This is a genomic window from Acidovorax soli (assembly GCF_014207955.1).
GTDB lineage: Bacteria > Pseudomonadota > Gammaproteobacteria > Burkholderiales > Burkholderiaceae_C > Acidovorax > Acidovorax soli_A.
Genome location: NZ_JACHLK010000005.1, coordinates 1 through 19,447 on the forward strand (window position 1 = coordinate 1; position 19,447 = coordinate 19,447).

Sequence of the window (19,447 nt, forward strand, 5' to 3'; positions counted from 1 at the left end):
GGACACGGGCAGCGGGGTCGTCTTTTCTTGGCCTACCTTCTTTTGACGAAGCAAAAGAAGGTAGGTGCGCCGCCGGGCGCACATCCCGGCCTCCGTCCTTGGCAAGCAACAGAAGCAACCATAGCCAAAGAAGCCGAGGAAACCTCAATACCGCGTATGGCTCAACTCAGCAAACAGATCCCCATAAATCCGGTACCTGCTCTCACTGATCCCATCCTCCAGAGGACTCCGCTTCAACGCCTCGATCACCCCGCACCCCGGCTCATGCAGGTGCGTGCAGTTGTAGAACTTGCAATCCGTGGCATGCGCCGCGATGTCCGGCATGCACGCTGCCAGTTGCATGGGCGCGATGTGGTGCAGGCCGAACTCCTGGAAACCTGGTGAATCGATCAGCGCCGTGGTGCGCTCCTTGTCCATCCAGTACCAGTGCGTGCTGGTGGTGGTGTGCTTGCCCGAGTTCAGGGCCTGGGAGATCTCGCCCGTGAGCACGGTGGCGCCAGGCACCAGCAGGTTGATCAGCGTGCTCTTGCCCGAGCCCGAGGGGCCCAGCACCAGCGTGGTCTTGCCGGCCAGGTGCTGCATGAGCAGGGCGCGGTCCACCTCGCTCGACAGGCGCAGCGACAGTGGCAGCACGCCGTAGTGCTGCCCGCCGCCCATGTGGCGGTAGGGCACCAGGCGCTCCCAGGCGCGCGCGAAGGGCTCGACCAGATCGCTCTTGTTGAGGGCGATGATGGGGGTGATCTGCGCCGCCTCGGCCGCGATCAGGGCGCGTGAGAGCTGGCTTTCGGAGAACACGGGCTCGGCCGCGATCAGGATCAGCACCTGGTCCAGGTTGGCGGCGAAGGACTTGGTGCGGATCTCGTCCTGGCGGTAGAACAGGTTGCGCCGCTCCTGGATCTTCTCGATCGTGCCTTCTTCGCCCTGGCCGGGAGGGGGGGCTTGCCAGAGCACCTGGTCGCCCACCACGGCCTGGTTCTTCTTGCCGCGGGGGTGGCAGATGCGGCGCTCGCCATCGGGTGTCTCCACCACGCTGTGGCGGCCGTGGCTGGACACCACCGTGCCTTCCATCAGGGCGCTGCGCTCAGCCATGGTGTGCTCGCATCATCATCGTCATCCTGCGGTGAGCAGCGCATCGAAGCGCTTGGCGCACTCGAAGTCGGTGAGCGAGATGCCCTTCACGTCGTGCGTGTTCAGGCGCACCACGCAGCGGCCGTAGTGCACCGACAGGTCGGGGTGGTGGTCCTGCACATGGGCCACATAGGCGACCGCGTTCACGAAGGCCATGGTCTCGTGGTAGTTCGCGAAGCGAAAAGTCTTTTCGATCGCCACATCGGCCCCGTCACCCGCCAGGCTCCAGCCGTCGAGCTGGGCCAGCTGGGTCACGACCTCGGTCGCGGTCAGCGCGCGGCGCCGGGTGGTGGACCAGTCCTTCTTCGGGAGCATGGAGGTGGTGGCAAGGGTGGCGGTCATAGGCTGGGGGCAGGGCTGGTGTGCATGCGCGCCAGCCGTTCGGTGGCGGGCGGGTGCGAGTAGTAGAACGCGACGTAGACCGGGTCGGGTGTCAGCGTGGAGGCATTGTCCTCGTACAGCTTGAGCAGTGCCGAGGACAGGTCGGCGCCGCTGGCCTGGGCCACGGCGTAGGCATCGGCCTGGAACTCATGGCGGCGCGATTGCCGTGCGAACACCGGCGAGATGAAGAAGGTGAACACCGGCACGGCCAGCATGAAGAGCAGCAGGGCCAGCGCATCGTTGGGCGCCGCCGCCGTGGCCGGGTCGAGCGAGATGTTGGGCCGCACGCCCAGGCCGGTGTAGAACCAGACCTGGTTGGACAGCCAGCCCAGCAGCGCGAAACCCACCAGGCTCATGGCGAACATGGCCACGATGCGCTGCACGATGTGGCGGTGCTTGAAATGGCCCAGCTCGTGGGCCAGTACGGCCTCGACCTCGCCCGGCGCCAACTGGCGCAGCAGGGTGTCGAAGAACACCACGCGCTTGGCCGCGCCGAAGCCCGTGAAGTAGGCGTTGGCGTGCGCGCTGCGGCGGCTGCCGTCCATCACGAACAGGCCCTTGGCCGAGAAGCCGCAGCGCTGCATGAGGGCCGTCACGCGCTCCTTGAGCGATTCGTCTTCCAAGGGCTGGAACTTGTTGAACAAGGGTGCGATGAAGGTCGGGTAGATGACCATCAGCAGCAGGTTGAAACCCATCCAGAAGCACCAGGCCCACAGCCACCACAGGGGGCCGGTGGCGCCCATGATCCACAGGATCAGGGCCACGATGGGCAGGCCGATGGCGGCGCCCACCAGCAGGCCCTTGAGCGCGTCGGCCAGCCACAGGCGCCAGGTCATCTTGTTGAAGCCAAAACGCTCTTCCACCACGAAGGTCTGGTAGAGCGACAGCGGCAGGTCGATGAGCCCGCTGATGGCGGCAAAGGCGGCCAGCAGCGCCAGTTGCTGCCACATGCCGCCGCCCAGCAGGGACAGCAGGGCCTGGTTCAGTGCGTCCAGGCCACCGAGCAGGGTCCAGCCCATGAGCACGGCGGCACCCAGCGCCATCCCCAGCATGCCCAGGCGGGCCTTGGTGATGGTGTAGTCGGCGGCCTTCTGGTGTGCGGCCAGGGGAATGCGCTCGGCAAAGGCGGGTGGCACGCTGGCACGGTGGCGCGCCACATGGCGGATCTGCCGGCTGGCCAGCCAGAACTTCAGCGCCAGGCCGATGACCAGGGCCGCGGCAAAGGCCAGCGTGAGCAGCATCGAGGGGGAAAAATCGTTGGTATTCGGCATGTACAGGGGAGTTTAGGGGATAGGAGACAATGCCGGCCATGTCAGAAGCCAACACCCCCATCCCCGAAAAGCTTGCCAAGTCGGACCAGAACCTGGTCTGGCTTGACTGCGAAATGACCGGCCTGGAGCCCGACACCGACCGCCTGCTGGAGATCGCCGTGGTCGTGACCGGCCCGAGCCTGGAACCCCGCGTCGAAGGCCCGGTGTTCGCCATCCACCAGTCCGATGCACTGCTCAATGGCATGGACGCCTGGAACAAGGGCACGCATGGCCGCAGCGGGCTGATCGACAAGGTCAAGGCCTCCACCATCACCGAAGAAGAGGCTGAAGCGCAGATCATCGCCTTCCTGTCCCAGTACGTGCCCAAGGGCACGGCGCCCATGTGCGGCAACAGCATCGGCCAGGACCGGCGCTTCCTGGTGCGCTACATGCCCAAGCTCGAAAAGTTCTTCCACTACCGCAACGTCGACGTCAGCACCTTGAAGGAGCTGGCCAAGCGCTGGAAGCCCGAGGCCTATACCAGCTTCAAGAAGGCGCAAAAGCACACGGCACTGGCCGATGTGCATGAGTCCATCGACGAGCTGGCGCACTACCGCCAGCACCTGCTCTCGGTCTGAATGGCCCCAGGCTTCCCGCATACCCGGCACCCGTCTCGGGTATTGCGGGGAAACCCTTATTCGTGCCATAATCGCTGGCTGCGCGGGAACAGTGCCCTCGCAGATTGTGCATCTCCCCTCACACACCGGGCTTGCCAGCCGACTGTCCTTGCGACAGTGCAGGACTGGCGCATAACGCCCACCCGCCCTGGCCTCTGGTGCCGGCGCAGGTTTCGTTTGATGGTTGATGTTTTTTAACCATTTGACGAAGCCAATCACGGGCAGCGCCCGTGACCGTCTTCGTGAGAGAAAAATTCATGACCGACACCTCCTTGGTGCAGGGCGAATTCGCGCCTGCCGATACCTCCTTTGCTGCCGACGTTTCCGTGCAGCCTTCCCCTCTGGACGCCGTGGTGGCTGCTGCCGCCGTTGAAGGCGATGCCGAAGTGACCGCTGAGCCCAACGGCTTCATCGAGCTGGGCCTGGCCCCTGAGCTCGTGCGCGCCGTGGCCGATCTGGGCTACACCCAGCCCACCCAGGTGCAGCGCAAGGCCGTCCCCCTGGCCATGGGCAGCGGCGACCAGGACTCCACCCGCTTCATCGACCTGATGGTGTCGAGCCAGACCGGCAGCGGCAAGACCGCCGCCTTCCTGCTGCCCGTGCTGCACACCCTGATCAAGCAGCAGGCCGCTGCCGAAGCCGAAGAGCGCGCCGCCTTCGAACGCGCCGTGGCCGAAGCGGCCGAGCGCGGCGAGCCCGCCCCCAAGCGCACCAAGCGCAAGGACCCCACCAACCCCCGCAACTTCAAGGCCGCCACGCCGGGCGCCCTGGTGCTGTGCCCCACGCGCGAGCTGGCCCAGCAGGTGGCGCACGACGCCATCGACCTGGTCAAGCACTGCCGTGGCCTGCGCGTGGCCAACGTGGTGGGCGGCATGCCCTACCAGCTGCAGATCGCCAAGCTGCAGAACGCCGACCTCGTGGTCGCCACGCCCGGCCGCCTGCTGGACCTGCAGCGCTCCATGCAGATCAAGCTCGACAAGGTGCAGTTCCTGGTCGTCGACGAGGCCGACCGCATGCTCGACCTGGGCTTCTCGGACGACCTGGCCGAGCTGAACCAGCTGACCAGCCAGCGCAAGCAGACCATGATGTTCAGCGCCACCTTCGCGCCGCGCATCCAGCAACTGGCCATGCGCGTGATGCACGACGGCGGCTCGTCGGTGCAGAAGGTGACCATCGATTCCCCGCAAGAGAAACACTCCAACATCAAGCAGGTGCTGTACTGGGCCGACAATGCCCAGCACAAGCGCAAGCTGCTGGACCACTGGCTGCGTGACACCTCGATCAACCAGGCCATCGTGTTCGCCAGCACCCAGGTGGAGTGCGACGGCCTGGCCAACGACCTGCAGCAGGACGGCTTCTCGGCCGTGGCCCTGCACGGTGCCCTGAGCCAGGGCCTGCGCAACCGCCGCCTGATGGCACTGCGCAACGGCCAGGTGCAGATCCTGGTGGCGACCGATGTGGCGGCGCGCGGCATCGACGTGCCCACCATCACCCACGTGTTCAACTTCGGCCTGCCCATGAAGGCCGAGGACTACACCCACCGCATCGGCCGCACCGGCCGTGCCGGCCGCGATGGCCTGGCCGTGACCTTTGCCGAGTTCCGCGACCGCCGCAAGATCTACGACATCGAGAGCTACAGCCGCCAGCAATTCAAGTCGGAAGTGGTCCCCGGCCTGGAGCCCACGCAGCGCGCCCCCCAGGCGCCCCGCGGCGACTTCGGTGGCCGTGGCGGCCGTTCGTACGACAACGCCTCGCGTGACCGCCGTTTCGGTGGCAACAACGGCGGCCGTGGCGGCTTTGGTGGCAACGACCGCGGTGGCGACCGTGGCGGTTTCGGTGGTGGCTTCGGCGGCGGCTTTGCCGGCCGTGGCAACGACAACCGCGGCGGCTTCTCTGGCGGCCGTGACGGTGGTTACCAAGGCGGCAACGGCGGTGGCGGCTACGGCGCGCCCCGTGAAGACCGTGGCTTTGGCGGCGGCGCACCCCGCCGCGATGCCGAGGGCTATGGCCGCAAGGCCGGTTTCGGTGACAGCGGCCAGGGCCGCTTCGCCCCGCGCGGCGATGCCGGCGCACCGCGTGGCGACTTCGCTCCGCGCAAGCCCGCGTTCTCCAAGCCTGCAGGCGCTGGTGGTGGCGGCAAGCCCTTTGTGGCCCACGACGCCCGCAAGCGTCCTGCCCGCCCTGCGCGCTGATCGCACGGACCCTCGCTCTGAAGGGCCCATGAAGGGCTGGCACCGCAAGGTGCCAGCCCTTTTTTGCGTCGCACTGCCACGCCGGGCCCGTTTTCTGCGGCCGTGTCGTCAATAATTGCCCACGGAGGAATTTGTCGTGGTGTCATCTCTATCCTCGGGGGCCGATTACGAGCACATGTTCGAGCTGGCGCCCGTGTCCTTGTGGTTGGAGGACTTCAGCGCGCTCAAGCAGCTGTTCGACGGCTGGCGCGCGGAAGGGGTGACCGACATCCGTGCCCACCTGGCGCAGGACCGGGTGCGCCTGCGCCAGTGCAGCGCCGCCCTGCGCGTGCTGCAGGTCAACCGCCGCACGCTGGAGCTGTTTGCCGCCGACAGCCTGGAGCACCTGGTCGCCAACCTCGACAAGGTCTTTCGCGATGACCGGCACGACACGGCCTCGCACGAGCTGGCGCAGCTGTGGGATGGGCAACTGGAGTTCGCCAACCAGACTGTGAACTACGCGCTCGATGGCCGGCGCCTGGATGTCCAGGTGCGTGCACGCATCCTGCCGGGCCACGAGCACGACTGGAGCCGCGTGCTGGTCTCGCTGGAAGACAACACCGCGCAGTTCAACGACGCGCGCCGCATCCAGCGCAGCGAACAGTACGCGCGCGACCTGTTCGAGCATTCGCCCGTGTCGCTGTGGGTCGAGGACTTCAGCGCCGTCAAGAACCTGCTCGACGGCGTGCGCGCCCAGGGCATTGGGGACTTCAAGACCTTCCTCAAGGTGCACCCTGACTTCGTGGGCCGCTGCATGCAGGAGATCCGCGTCATCGACGTGAACCAGCAGACCCTGCGCATGTTCGGCGCCTCCAGCAAGGAAATGCTGCTCAACAACATCGGCCGCGTGTTCCGTGGCGAGATGCACGAATCCTTTGCCGAGCAGTTGCAGGACCTGTGGGACGGCAAGACCTTCCAGCAGCGCGAGGTGACCAACTATTCGCTCTCGGGCGATGCGGTGAACATCCACATGCAGTTCGCGGTGCTCGACAGCCACCGGCACGACTGGGGCCTGGTGCTGCTGTCGCTGGTGGATATCACCGCGCGCAAGAAGGCCGAGGCCTACCTCGAATACCTGGGCAAGCACGACGTGCTGACCCAGCTGCGCAACCGCGCGTTCTATGCCGAGGAACTCAACCGCCTCACACGCAAGGGACCCTGGCCGCTGTCGGTCATCGCCATCGACCTCAACGGCCTCAAGGCCGTCAACGACGAGCAGGGCCATGCGGCCGGCGACTCCATGCTGCGCCGGGTCGGCGAAGTGCTGGCCAAGGCCGTGGATGCGCCCGCCTGCGCGGCGCGCATCGGCGGCGACGAGTTCACCGTGCTCTTGCCCGGCACCGATGAACGCGGCGCCCTGGCACTGCAGGAGCGCATCATCTCCATGCTGGAGCTGAACAACCAGTTCTACCCTGGCCAGCACCTGAGCCTGGCCATGGGCATCGCCAGCTGCCAGTCCGGCGACGGCGTGGAGGCCGCGATCAACCGCGCCGACCAGGCCATGTACGCGGAGAAGAACCGCTACTACCAGCAATCGGGCCATGACCGCCGGCAGTTGCCGACGTTCCCGGGCTGAGGCCCGGGGCCTGCCTCAGAGATTGACGGCGTTGCGCCCGATGTCGGGCCAGCGGTGGTGCAGGTAGACCCAGGCCACCAGGCCGACGCCCATCATCAGCAGCGAGGACAGGGCCAGCCACAGGGTGGAGTGCATCACCAGTGGCGCGATCACGCCGGCCACCAGGCCGTTGGCCGTGGAGCCTACGAAGGCCTGCATGGACGAGGCCATGCCGCGGCGCTCGGGGTGCAGGTCCAGCACCAGCAGCGTCACCACGGGCACCATCAGCGCCCAGCCGAAAGCGAACACGGCAATCGGCAGCAGCGCCCATGCGGCATGGGGTGGGAACAGCAGGTTGGCCACCAGGTTGAGCACGGCCACCGTGAACATGATCAGAAAGCCGTGGCGGATCTGGCGCTTGGGCGGGATGCGGCCGGCCAGGCGCCCGCTGAGCCAGGCGCCGCCCATGATGCCCGAGATGGTGAGGACGAAGAACCAGAAGAACTGCGTGGGCGCCAGGCCCAGGTGGTCGCCGAGGAAGGCCGGTGCCGACAGCACGTACAGGAACATGCCGTTGAAGGGCACGCCGCTGGCCAGTGCCAGCAGCACGAAGCGCGCGCTGGAGCCCAGCTGCACATAGCCGCGCACCAGGTGGCGCATGTTGAAGGGCTGGCGCTGGTCCAGGTGCAGCGTCTCGGGCAGCAGGCGGTAGTTGGTGGTCCACAGCGCCACGCCCACCAGGGTCAGGAACCAGAAGATGCTGTGCCAGCCGGTGTGCACGAACAGCCAGCCGCCCACGATGGGCGCGATGGCCGGCGCCACGCCGAAGTAGATCGTGACCTGGCTCATCACCTTCTGCGCCTGGGCGGGCGGGAACATGTCGCGGATCACCGCGCGCGAGACCACGATGCCGGCGCCCGTGGACAGGCCCTGCAGCGCGCGGAAGAACACCAGCTGTCCGATGGTCTGCGACAGCGCGCAGCCGGCCGAGGCCAGCGTGAAGACCGCAATGCCCCAGAGGATCACGGGCCGGCGGCCGAAGCTGTCGGCCAGGGCCCCATGGAACAGGCTCATGAAGGCAAAGCCGAACAGGTAGGCCGACAGCGTCTGCTGCATCTGCACCGGCGTCGCCCCCAGGGCGGCCGCGATGCCCGAGAAGGCCGGGATGTAGGTGTCGATGGAGAACGGCCCCAGCATGCCCAGCACCGCCAGCAGCACCGCCAAGGCCCAGCGGGGCGCTTTCCAGAGCAAGTGGGCTTGTGGGTGCATGCGAAGAAGGGGACCGGGTTCGTGGGGGAGGGCGCCGCGCGGGGCTCAAAGAAAAGAGCGCACCGGGCAGGCCGGTGCGCCTCACTGCATTATGCGGGAACCCACCCGTTCAGGTGCCGCGCCGGTGCAATCCTTGCACCAACATGGGGCTACTTGCGCGTCTCAATAGCTGTAGGGGATCCACTCGCCATTGCCCGACTTCATCAGGTACTTGCCGGCCGGGTTGCGTACCACGAGCACGTCGGCATTTTCCGAGACGAAGGGCGTGGTCTCGGGCGCCTGCAGGCGCTCTGCCAGTGGACGTGCCGTGGGTGCAAACGGGTTGTCGGCCATCAGGTCCCCCAGCAGCGTGAACAGGCCCAGGTAACTCATGGGCTGGTTCACCACCACCGGGGCCGTGGGTGCGGCATCGGGGGCCTTCTTCATGCCCACCAGCTTCACGGCAGCCGGCACCAGCGTGATGCGCGGGCCCGGGATCTCGCGCATGCCCGAGATCTGGATCTTGTCGCCGCGCAGCGAGGCGCCATGCTCGGGCACCAGCATCACCACCACCGGGCGGCCGGCGCTCTCCAGCTCCGTGATGAACTTGTCGAAGTCGGCCATCAGCTGCACCAGGCGCGGCTTGTAGGTGTCGAGGCTGCTGCGCGAGCTCATGCCCGGCACGCGGTTGCCGTCGTGCAGCGAGATGGTGTTGTAGTACAGGGCCACGGGCGCGCCGCCCTGGGCGCTGCGCTTCTTCCACCACTGCGACAGCAGGGCATGGTCGTTGTAGATCGGCGAGCCGTCGAAGTTCTGCATGTGCACCGGCGCATCCTGGTTGCGCTGCAGCTTGCCGGCCAGGCCCCCGCGCTGCTCCAGCGTGTGGGCGAACTCCTCGTACACGCCGTCGTGGTTGAGCAGGCCCGCGGTCTGGTAGCCCAGCTTCTCCAGGTTGGGGAACACGTAGCACTGCGGATCGATGCCTTCGTAGAGCTTCTTGTGCGGTGTCTGCCCGCAGGAGCCGTGCAGCACGCGCAGCGAGGCCGGGCCGCTGTAGCTGGCCGCGCTGTTGAAGTTGGTGAACAGCGCGTCAAAGCGCTGCAGCAGCGGGTGGTTGCGCTGGCCGACGAACTCCATATCGTCCCAGGACAGCGAGCACACATGCAGCAGGATGATGTCGAACGGCGGCGTGCCGCCCGCCGCCGGGGTGAACTGCAGGCGCTTTTGTGCTTCGGCCGTGTAGAACTTCTGCAGCAGGGCGTCGGGGTCCGCGGCATCGGCCGCCTGGCTGCCATCGCCCTGGCTGGCCAGGGTGCCGGCGGCGTTCTCCTCGGCCTTGCGCTCCTGGATCGCGGCGACCAGCGGCACGCTCAGGATGCCGGCCAGCGCAAAGGTGGCAAAGCGCACGCGCCGCGCCAGCGCCGCGTACAGGAACAGGCCGGCAATCGCGACCACCAGGGCGACGGGGCTCACCAGGCGCCCGGCCAGCTCCAGCCAGTAGTCGGCGCTGAAGCCCGCCAGGGCCTTGAGCTGGGACAGCACCCGCTCCAGCGTGGGCAGGTAGGAGTCGTAGTACAGCAGCGCGATGGCAGCGGGCCAGGCCAGCACGGCGCGCGTGCGCCGCGCCAGCCGGTGCCCGATGGGCGGCAGCAGGGCCAGCCACAGCAGCAGGTTCAGCCACCAGTTGAAGCCGATGTAGCCCGTGAAATACAGGCCCACCTTGACCAGGAAATACAGGTTCCAGTAGCTCATGCGCGCAGCCCTTGCGGTGCGCGCTTGCGGCCCCGGGACCAGCGGGCCCGGGTGGCCTCCACCAGCGACTCCCAGAACTTGCGGTAGCCCAGCACACCGAGCTGGGCGATCTCCTGCAGGCCGTGCAGGGGGCGGTCGGTGTCGTGGCTGTCGTTCCACTCGCGCCAGGTATCGGGGCGCGCAAAGGTGCATTGCACCAGGTCGATCTGTTGTTCGCGGGTCATGGGGTCGAATTGCAGGCCCGTGGCGCCCTGGCCCCGGTGCAGCATGATGGTGGCGGGGAAGGTGCACTCGGTATCGCCGCGCCACAGGCCCACCTGGACCCGGTCGCCCACGGCCAGCGGCGCGCCGTCCGCCAGTTGCAGGCCCAGGCCCGTCATGGAGAAGTCGATGCACTGCGCCTGCAGCACGCTGCCGTCATCGAGGTACAGCGTGGCCTGCAGCTGGGTCGCCACGCGGTGCATGCGGCGCACCTGGCGCGCCTCGGAGGCCACGCCCAGCGCGGCGCCCAGCATCAGGATGCTGTAGGTGGTCCACAAGAGGTTCAGCAGCACGGTGGCGGTCTCGTCGGTGTTCCAGAAGAACAGGCGCCCGATGCCCATGGCAAAGGCCGCGAAGTTCAGCAGCACCAGCACCGTGTAGGGGCGCGAGATCACCCAGTCGAAGTACGGCTGCTCCACCAGCCCGCCCTTGGCCGTGACGTTGAACTTGCCCAGGCGCGGGTTGATCAGCGCCACCGTGGTGGGCAGGGCCACGTACCAGGCCAGCACGGTCTCGTAGACCTCGGCCCAGAAGGTGTGGCGGTGCTCACCCTGTACGTGGGCGTTGGCGATGTTGGACTGCAGGATGTAGGGCAGCACGTACAGCGCGATCATGATGGCGCCGGCGTTGATGATGTGCCACTCGAAGAACAGGAAGGCCATGGGCGCGGTGAGGAACACCAGCCGCGGCAACCCGAAGAAGAAGTGCACCATGGCATTGGCGTAGCAGATGCGCTGCCACAGCGTGAGGCCCTTGCCCAGGAAGGGGTTGTCCACGCGGAAGATCTGCGCCATGCCGCGCGCCCAGCGGATGCGCTGGCCCACGTGGGCCGACAGGCTCTCGGTGGCCAGGCCCGCGGCCTGCGTCTCGTTGATGTAGGCCGTGGTGTAGCCGCGCCGGTGCAGCTTCAGGGCCGTGTGCGCATCCTCGGTCACCGTCTCCACGGCGATGCCGCCCACCTCCAGCAGCGGGCCGCGGCGTATCACCGCGCAGGAGCCGCAGAAGAAGGTGGCGTTCCAGAAGTCGTTGCCGTCCTGGATCAGGCCGTAGAACAGCGCGCCCTCGTTGGGCACGCGGCGGAAGGTGCCCAGGTTGCGCTCGAACGGGTCGGGCGAGAAGAAGTGGTGCGGCGTCTGCAGCATGGCGCACTTCGGGTCGCGCTGGAACCAGCCCACGGCCGTGGTCAGGAAGGAGCGCGTGGGGATGTGGTCGCAGTCGAAGATGGCGACCAGTTCCCCGTCGGTCTTGGTCAGGGCGTGGTTCAGGTTGCCGGCCTTGGCGTGGTTGTTGTCGGGGCGCACGATGTAGCCCACGCCCATGGACTCGGCAAAGGCGCGGAATTCCTCGCGCCGGCCGTCGTCCAGGATGAAGACCTTGACCTTGTCCTCGGGCCAGTCCAGCGCCATGGCGGCCAGCACCGTGGTGCGCACCACGCTCAGCGGCTCGTTGTAGGTGGGGATGTACACGTCCACCGTGGGCCAGGAGGCCGGCACGCCCTGCAGCGCGGCGGGGCGGCGCTGCAGCGGCCAGGCGGTCTGGATGAAGCCCAGCACCACCACCAGCCAGGTGTAGGCCTCGGCGGCCAGCAGGCCATAGCCCAGGAAGGACTCGATGACCGTGTCGAACTCGATCGACGAGGTCAGGCGCCACCAGGCGTAGCGGCCCATGGCCAGCAGGCTGATGGCTGCCAGCGCCAGCGAGGGGTAGCGCCCCGGCAGGCGGCGCAGCACCAGCGACAGGCTCCAGCACAGCAGCATGAACAGGGTCTGCCCGAACCAGTTGAAGGGCGTGGTCATCACCACCAGGCCGGCCAGCATGCCCACGGCCAGCACCACCCAGCGCAGGCCCGGGATCTCCATGGCGGGCGACAGCACCTGGTCGGCCAGGCGCATGCCCTTGGCCACGTTGACGTGGGTGGCCACCCGGTCCATGGCGCGCAGGAACAGCCGCACCGGCCAGAACGCGGCGAAGAGCGCCAGCGACAGGCCCTTCCAGCCCCAGCGCAGGGCCCAGCCAAGGGCGGCGAACAGCGCCTGCACCGGCCGCAGCAGCCAGGGCAGCAGGGCGCGGTCGGGCGTGGCGGGCAGCACCACACAGCGCCACAGCCACATCCACCAGGGTGCGCCGGGCGCCACTTCGAGCTGGCGTGCAAGCCAGGCCAGCGCCAGGCGCAGCCAGGTGCGGGCGTTCCGTGCCACGGGGGTGTCGGCGGGCCGGGCCAGGCCGGGGGCGGACGGTTCGGTCATGGCCGGCCTGCTCCGGTGGCCAGCATCGAGGGCGGTGCCAGGCGGGGGCCGGTGAGCCAGTTGCACACCCCCTGCAGGTCGCGGGCGGACTGCGCCTGGGGTGCGAAGCTGCCCACGCACATCGCGCGCGCCAGGGCCCGCGGGATGTTCTCGTCTTCGTGCAGCGTGTAGGGGATCAGCCGCTCGCCCCATTGCGCGCGCAGCGCCTGCAGGGCATCGCGGTGCGAGACCCGGCGCGGGTCGAAGCGCGTCACCAGCACGCCCTGGTCGGCCGGCGCCGCTGCCGCCTCGGCCAGCATGGCCTGCACGGCGGCGGGGTCGGCGCAGGCACGGGCCGAGGCTTCCAGGGTCACCAGCACGGCATCGGCGCAGCGCAGTGCGGCCTGCGCCAGCGGGGACGGCCAGGCCGGCGTGTCCAGCACCACGGTGCAGGCCTCGGGCACGTCCAGCAGCTCCAGCTGGTCCTGCAGCCAGCGCGGCTGCACCTGCAGTTGCCGGTGCAGGGCATCGGCCGCCTCGGGTGGCGCCTTGCCATAGGGCAGCACGCCCACGCCCTCGGTGTTCTCGAAAGCGGCATCGGCCCACCACCGGCCGGCCGCCGCCAGGGGCGCCCAGCCCAGGGCGCTGGGCTCCTGCATCCCGAGGTGCCTGGCCAGCAGGTTCTGGGCGCTCAGCTCCACCGCCAGGCAGGGCTGGCCCTGGCGCGCCAGGAGCGTGGCCAGGTGGGCGGTCAGGGTGGTGCGCCCCGATCCGCCGAGCGGCGATACGACGGCAATCACACGCATGCAGGGTCTCTCTTCATTCGGTGGCTCATGGCGCAGGCGGCGGGGTCGCTGTACCCGCGGGTGGCAGTGCGGGGCGGTAGGGCTGCACGCAGCGCAGCGGCCGGTGCGCGTGCCGCACGCGGCGCAGCAGCAGCCAGCAGGGCCAGGCCAGCAGGGCGCCCAGCACGATGTAGAACAACAACTCGATCAGGAACTTCATGCCATCGACCTCGGTGAAGGGCGCGGCACGGCACGCCGCGCAATGGGCCGGTGCTGCACGCCCGGCCCGCCGGCCATGGGTTGCAGCGCGCGGGGCTCGCTGCCGGCGGCCTCGGGCGCCAGGCCGGATGCCGGCGGCAGGACCGGCATGCCCGCCGGGGCGGGGCTGGCCGCCGGCGCGGCCTGCGGTGCAGGCGCGGCAGCGGCGGGCCGGGGGGTGTTTGCGAGGGCGGCGCTGTAGTCCGGCAGGCCCTTGCGCAGCGACTCCTGCAGCGGCGCCAGCATGGCGCGGATGCCGGTGTCCGTGCTGTCCGTGGCTTCGCTGGCGAACAGCTGGGTCAGGGGCAGGGTGAACAGGCGGTGGAGCGCCAGCTCGACGTCGGGCTCGCGGCAGGCGAACAGGAAGACGTAGACGCCTTCATGGTCGGCCGTGAGCAGGTCGCCGTCGCGCGCAGTGTGGCAGGCGCGCAGCGCATCGAGGTGCGGGATCTGCGCCAGCACGTTCAGGCGCACCAGGCTGTGCGACAGGCCGATGCCGCGGGTGCGGTCCAGCATGCCGCGCACCAGGGCACAGAACTGCGCGGGCGGCTGGTAGCCGCGCTCGCGCGCGGGCATGAAGCTGTCCAGCGCCTGCTCGTAGTCGGGGTGCACCTTGCGGGTGTGGCTCTGGGCGTTGATGTCCTGCAGCAGCTGCAGCAGGCGCGAGAAGCCCACCTCCTTGTAGACCACGGTGCTCGCGCCCAGTTGCAGCAGGGCCTGCTCGCTGTGCGTGCGCAGCTTGCCCAGGTTCTCGCGCACCACGATCTTGAGCGTGCGCGGGCGCGACAGGCGCAGCTGGTGCACCAGGCGCGCGCGCGATTCGAAGTCCGAGGCCTGGCCCGCATCGATCAGCACCGTCGCGGCCACGCTGGCGGCGGCCGCCACTTCCAGGTCGGCCAGGCTGTCGACGATGCGCCAGTGGCCGGGCACGCCGCGCTGGCCGTCGACCGAGGCGCGCGTGGCGATCACCTCCGACTGGTCCACGGCCTCGACCAGCTCGCGCACGGCACCGCGGGTGCGCGTGCCGTCGGCCGCCAGGCGGTCCGTGGCGCCATCGTGCAGCAGGCCGAAGGCGGTCTGGAACAGGGCGCCGGCGTCCGTGTTCCAGCGCTCCAGGCCCAGGCTCCAGCGGTCGGCCTCGGCGCGCAGCGTGGCGATGTGCATGGACATCTGGCACAGGTTGCGCAGCGCGGGCAGCAGCACCTCGGGTTCCAGCGGCGGGAAGAAGCCGAGCACCACCGGGCGCAGGCGTTCACGGCACAGGGCGCTGAGCTGGCGGCTCACGCGCGCGAGTTCGGCCACGCTCAGGCCGCTGAGCAGGCCCTGCGCATCGCAGACGTACAGCGCGTGCCCGGGCTGCAGGCCGGTGCGTTCGAGTTCTTCCAGCAGCGGGGGAAGGCCGTGGCGGCGCACCTCGGCCTGCAGGCCCGGTGCCAGCAGCCACAGCTGCAGGCGCCCGGCGCGGTAGGCGGCCTGCAGCGCGGGGCGCTGCAGCAGCGCGTCGGCCCACGGCGCGCTCGATGCGACCAGGGCCACCGGGCCGGCGGCGACGGCATCCTCGATCAGGGCCGGGAACCACAGCGCGGCGCTGCGGTCATCGGCCGCCACCAGGGACACCGGGACATGCGGGGGCAGCAGGCCCACGCCATCGGGCAGGCCTTCGATGCCGATGCGCGTGGGCGTAGCGCTGGCGGCCGTGTCCTTGCGCAGCGCAGGCCACAGCCAGCGCGCGGCGGAGCGCAGCAGCCCGGGGGGCGGTGCCGTCTTGCGTGGGGAAGAGAGGGCGGAAGACATGTCAGAAACTCGAATAGGGCTGCACCGGGCGCGGGCGGTTTTCCAGCGGCGCGAGCACCGGGTCGAAGCGGTAGCGGCCGTAGACCATGAGGTTGGTGGGCGCGTAGTAGGCCGAGCGGTCCAGCTCCAGCTGGGCACCGAGCGACAGGTTCTTGTTGACCTGGTACTCCAGCACCCCGCGGAACGAGCGGCCGAAGCCCGAGCCCGAGCTGCCCGTGTACACCGGCACGCTGCCGCTTTCGGCCAGGCGCGCGCGCGCCAGCGACTGCAGCAGCGCGCTCTGCGGGAAGTAGTCGGTGTCGGCGCTGCTGCTGCGCGAGACCGAGATGGCGCCGCGCGCCAGCCAGGTGAAGGCGCCCTTGCGGCCGCTCCATTCAATGGGCAGCGCGATGGAGGCATAGCTGCGCGGGCTGTAGTAGCCGCCGTGGCCGAAGCTGTACTCCGACAGGTCCTTGCCATAGTGCCAGGCCGAGAAGGTGACCCCCGTGTTGACCACGCTGGCGTCGCTCTTCCAGACATCGCGGTCCACGGCCACGCGCAGCTGGGCGCGGGTGTTGGTTTCCACGTTCTTGCCCGTGAGCGCGGCGAGGTTCAGGCTGGCCGAGGCACTGTAGGGGCCGAAGTCGGTGGACAGCCGGCCGGCCGCCCCGGTGGCCACCACACCGCCCCACACCTGGCCGGTGATGGGGTCGCGCGCGCCCGCATAGGACAGCAGGCTGCCCGTGATGGGCCGGCGAAAGGCTTCGAGCTTGTAGCCGTAGCGGCCCAGCGTGCCCGTCCTGGCGACGCCCCCCACGAGGTTGGTCACCGGAAAGGCCACGCCCGTGGCACCGATGTCCCACTGGAAATCATCGCCCACGAAGCCGAAGCCCAGGTTGGTGCCCATGCCGCGCTGGCGCCGGTAGAGTAGGGGCGAGTTGGGCGGCAGCGCCGCGATCTGGCCAAAGTCGGTGAAGTCCGATCCATCGGCCGGCAGCTCGCCCGCGTCGAGCTTGACCCGGTCCACGTGCAAAAAGTAGTGGCCGTCGTAGCCGCGCGGCATCCAGGCCACCACGGGCCGCTCCCAGCCGCGCAGGCTGGAGATGCCTTCGGTGGAGTTCTTGCGCAGGCCCGTGTGGGCGGCCTCGATCCAGACCTGGCGGCGCGCCTCGATGGCATCGATCTCGCCCTGGATCTTGGCCACCACGGCCGTGTCCACGGGCAGCGAGAGCGCGTAGCTCTGCTGCAGTTTCAGCGGTGCTTCCGCCTCGGCGGGCTCGCCAGGAGCCGGCTCTGCCGGCAGGGCTGCGCCGCGTGTCTCCAGCGTGAGTGCGCTGCGGAAGAACACCAGGGCCTGCGCGTAGTTGCGGTTGGCGCGTTCCAGGCGCGCGGCGTGCAGCAGCACATCGCTGTCCTGCGGAAAGTCCTGCAGCAGCCGGACGGACAGCGCACGCGCTTCGTCCATGCGGCCCACGCGCTGCCAGATGCGCAGCAGCGCCAGTTGCTGGCCTGCATCGGCAGGCGGCAGGTGCTCTTGCAGCCACAGGGCGTGCACGGTGGTGGCCTGCGCGTCGCCCAGGCGCGACAGCGCATCCGCCAGGCCCATGCGGATCTCCAGGCTCTCGGGCTGGGTCTGGGCCAGCGGGGCCAGCAAGCGGGCGGCATCGGCGTATTCGCCGGCGGCCAGGAGCAGGCGGGCCTGGGTCTGCGTGCGCTGCTGTGCGGTGGCCGGTGTGTCGGGCAGTTGCAGGGGCTGGCGTGCCAGGCGCAGGGCCTCGCCAAGGCGGCCGGCCTGGCGCTGCTGCTCGATGAGCCGTTCGCGGTGTGCGGTGTACAGGGCCACGAGGCGTGTCTCCTGCTCGGCACTCCAGCCGGGCGACTGCAGCAGCGCGGGCAGGCGGGCCGCCAGGCCCACGTCGTCCTGCGCACGGTTGAGCAGCAGGGCGTGGTCGAGCTGCACCTCCATCGGCAGGCTGGGGCTGCGTGCGGCCAGGCGGTCGAACACGGCCACGCCACGCGCCGGCTGGGCACGGCGGAACCAGGTGTTGGCCACGGCGTACAGCAGCTCGGCGTCGTTGCCGGCCACCTGCTCGGCCCGGTCGAGCAGGGCCTGGGCCTCCGCCGGGCTGCGGCTGGCGCCGCCCTGGGCCACCAGCGATTTGACCGTGGAGCGCTGCACCAGCGCGCGCATGGCATCGGTCTGCGCGGCCGTGGGGATCTGCGCCAGGTCGGAGAGGGCGCCCTGGTCATCGTCCACCGCCGAGCGGACCAGCGCACGCGCATAGCGCATGGCGCTGCGGTCCTCCGCCGCCATTGGTGCGCTGGCCGTGGTGCGTGCCACGCCATCGTCCATCACGCTCAGCGCCTCGCGCGGCAGGTTCAGGCGCAGGTACAGGCGTGCCAGGCGGTGGCGCAGCCAGGCATCGTCGGGCGTGAGCAGCACGGCCGACTCCAGCGTGCGCATGGCGGCGCTCAGGCGCTGGGCCGCCAGGTGCTCGTCGGCCTGGGCGCCGAGGATGTCGGCCCGCGTGCCGACCAGCTTGTCGCCCAGGGTCGCGTCGCTGGCAGAGGCTTTCTCCAGCAGCGCCAGGGCTTCGCCGGCGCGGCCCGTGCGTGCATACAGCCCGGCCAATCCCTTGAAGGCCGAGCTGTTGTTGGCCTCGGCCTTGAGGGCGCTCTGGTACAGGGCTTCGGCCTGGGTGCGCTCGCCCTGCAGGTCGCGGATGCTGGCCAGCGTGGTCAGGGCTTCGGCATTGTTCGGTTGCATGGCCAGGGCCCGGCCTGCGAGGTCGGCGGCCGTGGCCAGTTCGTTCTTCTCCAGCGCCACGTCGGCCTGGCGCAGGTAACCCCAGAACCGGGCCGTGGCCTGCAGGTCCTTCCACTTGCCCTGGCGCGTGAGCGCAAAGGCCTGGCCGAACAGGTCCTGGGCTTCTCCATGCTGGCCCTGGCGCAGGCGGATCATGCCCAGGTTGCCCAGGCTCTCGCCATCGGAGGGGCGCAGCGCCAGCACGGTCTGCAGCTGCTCTTCGGCGCGCTCGGTGTTGCCCTGGTCCAAGGCCACGCGGGCGGCGTTGCGCGCGATGTTGGCGGGGTCGCGCGCCGCACGCTCGGCACGCTCCACGGCCTGCTGCATGGCGGCCAGGCGCTCCACCATGGCCTGGTCACCGGGGTAGCGCTGCAGAAAGCTGCGCACGCGCGGCAGGTTGCCGGCGGTGTTGGGCAGCCGGTCCACCGCGCGGCGCCACAGGTCCTGCAACTGCTGGGCGTTCACGTCGGGTTGTTTGGAGAGCGCTTCGATCTCCTGCACCACGGCCGTGGGGTTTTCGCCGCCGTACATGCGCATCTCTAGCTGGGCCAGGCGGTAGCGCGACTCGCCCGTGTCCTGGTAGAGCTTGCCCAGCTGGCGCACGGACTCGCTGCCCTTGGCGCCCGAGCCCCCCATGATCTGGTGGTATTCGAGCGCCAGGCCGCCGAGTTCGGGCGGGCCCTGCGGGAACAGCTCACGCGCCAGGTCGGCGGCCTCGGCCTTGCGGCCGGCGCGCGCCATCAGGCGCATCTGCGAGAGCTTTTCGCGCTCGGGGCCGTACACGCGCACCAGGGTTTCGAGCTCCTGCGTGACCTTGTGCTGGGGGTGGCGGGTGCGCAGCGTCTCCAGGATGCGCTTGGCCTCCTCGGTCTTCTTCTCGCGCAGGGCTAGGTCACCCAGGGCGCCCAGGCCCTGGGGGGAGTAGGGGTCCATGGCCAGCAGCTTGTCGATCAGCTGGCGCGCCATGTCGGGCCGGTTCTTCGATGCCCACAGGCGCGCGCCGCTGAGCAGCTCGGCCTCGATGGCGGGCGGTGCGCTGGCCAGCACGCCGTGGCTGGCGGGCAGGCAGGCGGCCGCCAGCAGGGTGAGCGAGGGCAGCCATTGGCGGGAGGGCATT

The 19,447-nt window shown here is 69.4% G+C and carries 14 protein-coding genes; 3 read left to right on the forward strand and 11 right to left on the reverse strand.

Annotated elements, in window-relative coordinates; genetic code table 11:
- Positions 1-144 precede the first annotated feature (144 nt).
- Genes rsgA through HNP48_RS14075 form a run of 3 tightly spaced genes read right to left on the reverse strand, consistent with a single transcriptional unit; the run spans position 145 to position 2,780 of the window.
- Positions 145-1,089: a ribosome small subunit-dependent GTPase A gene (gene rsgA, locus HNP48_RS14065; RefSeq protein WP_184857900.1), complete on the reverse strand. Its 945-nt coding sequence runs from the start codon at positions 1,087-1,089 to the stop codon at positions 145-147.
- A 21-nt stretch (positions 1,090-1,110) separates the two neighbouring features.
- Complete coding sequence (locus HNP48_RS14070; protein ID WP_260420233.1) at positions 1,111-1,470, reverse strand: 4a-hydroxytetrahydrobiopterin dehydratase; 360 nt, start codon at positions 1,468-1,470, stop codon at positions 1,111-1,113.
- Entirely contained in the window at positions 1,467-2,780 is a 1,314-nt protein-coding gene (locus HNP48_RS14075) for a M48 family metallopeptidase (RefSeq protein WP_184857902.1), read from the reverse strand. The genes HNP48_RS14070 and HNP48_RS14075 overlap by 4 nt, the downstream gene beginning before the upstream one ends.
- 38 nt (positions 2,781-2,818) lie before the next feature.
- On the opposite strand from HNP48_RS14075, the gene orn reads away from it, so the two are divergent.
- Positions 2,819-3,397: an oligoribonuclease gene (orn, locus tag HNP48_RS14080; protein WP_184857904.1), complete on the forward strand. Its 579-nt coding sequence runs from the start codon at positions 2,819-2,821 to the stop codon at positions 3,395-3,397.
- Between the two features lie 118 nt (positions 3,398-3,515).
- Here orn and HNP48_RS35200 read toward each other — a convergent pair whose 3' ends face one another.
- Entirely contained in the window at positions 3,516-3,695 is a 180-nt protein-coding gene (locus HNP48_RS35200; protein WP_221480216.1) for a hypothetical protein, read from the reverse strand.
- Here HNP48_RS35200 and HNP48_RS14085 point away from each other — a divergent pair.
- Positions 3,694-5,628, forward strand: coding sequence for a DEAD/DEAH box helicase (locus tag HNP48_RS14085; protein WP_184857906.1), 1,935 nt, complete (start codon positions 3,694-3,696; stop codon positions 5,626-5,628). The genes HNP48_RS35200 and HNP48_RS14085 overlap by 2 nt on opposite strands.
- A 136-nt stretch (positions 5,629-5,764) precedes the next feature.
- Positions 5,765-7,243 (forward strand): GGDEF domain-containing protein, encoded by a 1,479-nt coding sequence (locus HNP48_RS14090; RefSeq protein WP_184857908.1) that lies wholly within the window; start codon positions 5,765-5,767, stop codon positions 7,241-7,243.
- 15 nt (positions 7,244-7,258) lie between these two features.
- Here HNP48_RS14090 and HNP48_RS14095 read toward each other — a convergent pair whose 3' ends face one another.
- The 7 genes from HNP48_RS14095 to HNP48_RS14125 form a co-directional block, all read right to left on the reverse strand.
- Positions 7,259-8,491 (reverse strand): multidrug effflux MFS transporter, encoded by a 1,233-nt coding sequence (locus HNP48_RS14095; protein WP_184857910.1) that lies wholly within the window; start codon positions 8,489-8,491, stop codon positions 7,259-7,261.
- Positions 8,492-8,653: 162 nt separating this feature from the next.
- Positions 8,654-10,222 (reverse strand): cellulose biosynthesis protein BcsG, encoded by a 1,569-nt coding sequence (gene bcsG, locus HNP48_RS14100; protein WP_184857912.1) that lies wholly within the window; start codon positions 10,220-10,222, stop codon positions 8,654-8,656.
- Positions 10,219-12,729 carry a UDP-forming cellulose synthase catalytic subunit gene (gene bcsA, locus HNP48_RS14105; RefSeq protein WP_184857914.1) on the reverse strand — a complete coding sequence of 837 codons (2,511 nt, stop codon included), beginning with the start codon at positions 12,727-12,729 and terminating at the stop codon, positions 10,219-10,221. Before bcsA ends, bcsG begins: the two co-directional genes overlap by 4 nt.
- Positions 12,726-13,514: a cellulose biosynthesis protein BcsQ gene (gene bcsQ / locus HNP48_RS14110; protein ID WP_184857916.1), complete on the reverse strand. Its 789-nt coding sequence runs from the start codon at positions 13,512-13,514 to the stop codon at positions 12,726-12,728. The genes bcsA and bcsQ overlap by 4 nt, the downstream gene beginning before the upstream one ends.
- 25 nt (positions 13,515-13,539) lie before the next feature.
- Positions 13,540-13,713 (reverse strand): hypothetical protein, encoded by a 174-nt coding sequence (locus HNP48_RS14115; RefSeq protein WP_184857918.1) that lies wholly within the window; start codon positions 13,711-13,713, stop codon positions 13,540-13,542.
- Positions 13,710-15,545 carry a cellulose biosynthesis protein BcsE gene (bcsE, locus tag HNP48_RS14120; protein WP_184857920.1) on the reverse strand — a complete coding sequence of 612 codons (1,836 nt, stop codon included), beginning with the start codon at positions 15,543-15,545 and terminating at the stop codon, positions 13,710-13,712. Before bcsE ends, HNP48_RS14115 begins: the two co-directional genes overlap by 4 nt.
- A gap of 1 nt (position 15,546) precedes the next feature.
- Positions 15,547-19,446 (reverse strand): cellulose synthase subunit BcsC-related outer membrane protein, encoded by a 3,900-nt coding sequence (locus HNP48_RS14125; RefSeq protein WP_184857922.1) that lies wholly within the window; start codon positions 19,444-19,446, stop codon positions 15,547-15,549.
- Position 19,447: the final 1 nt, after the last annotated feature.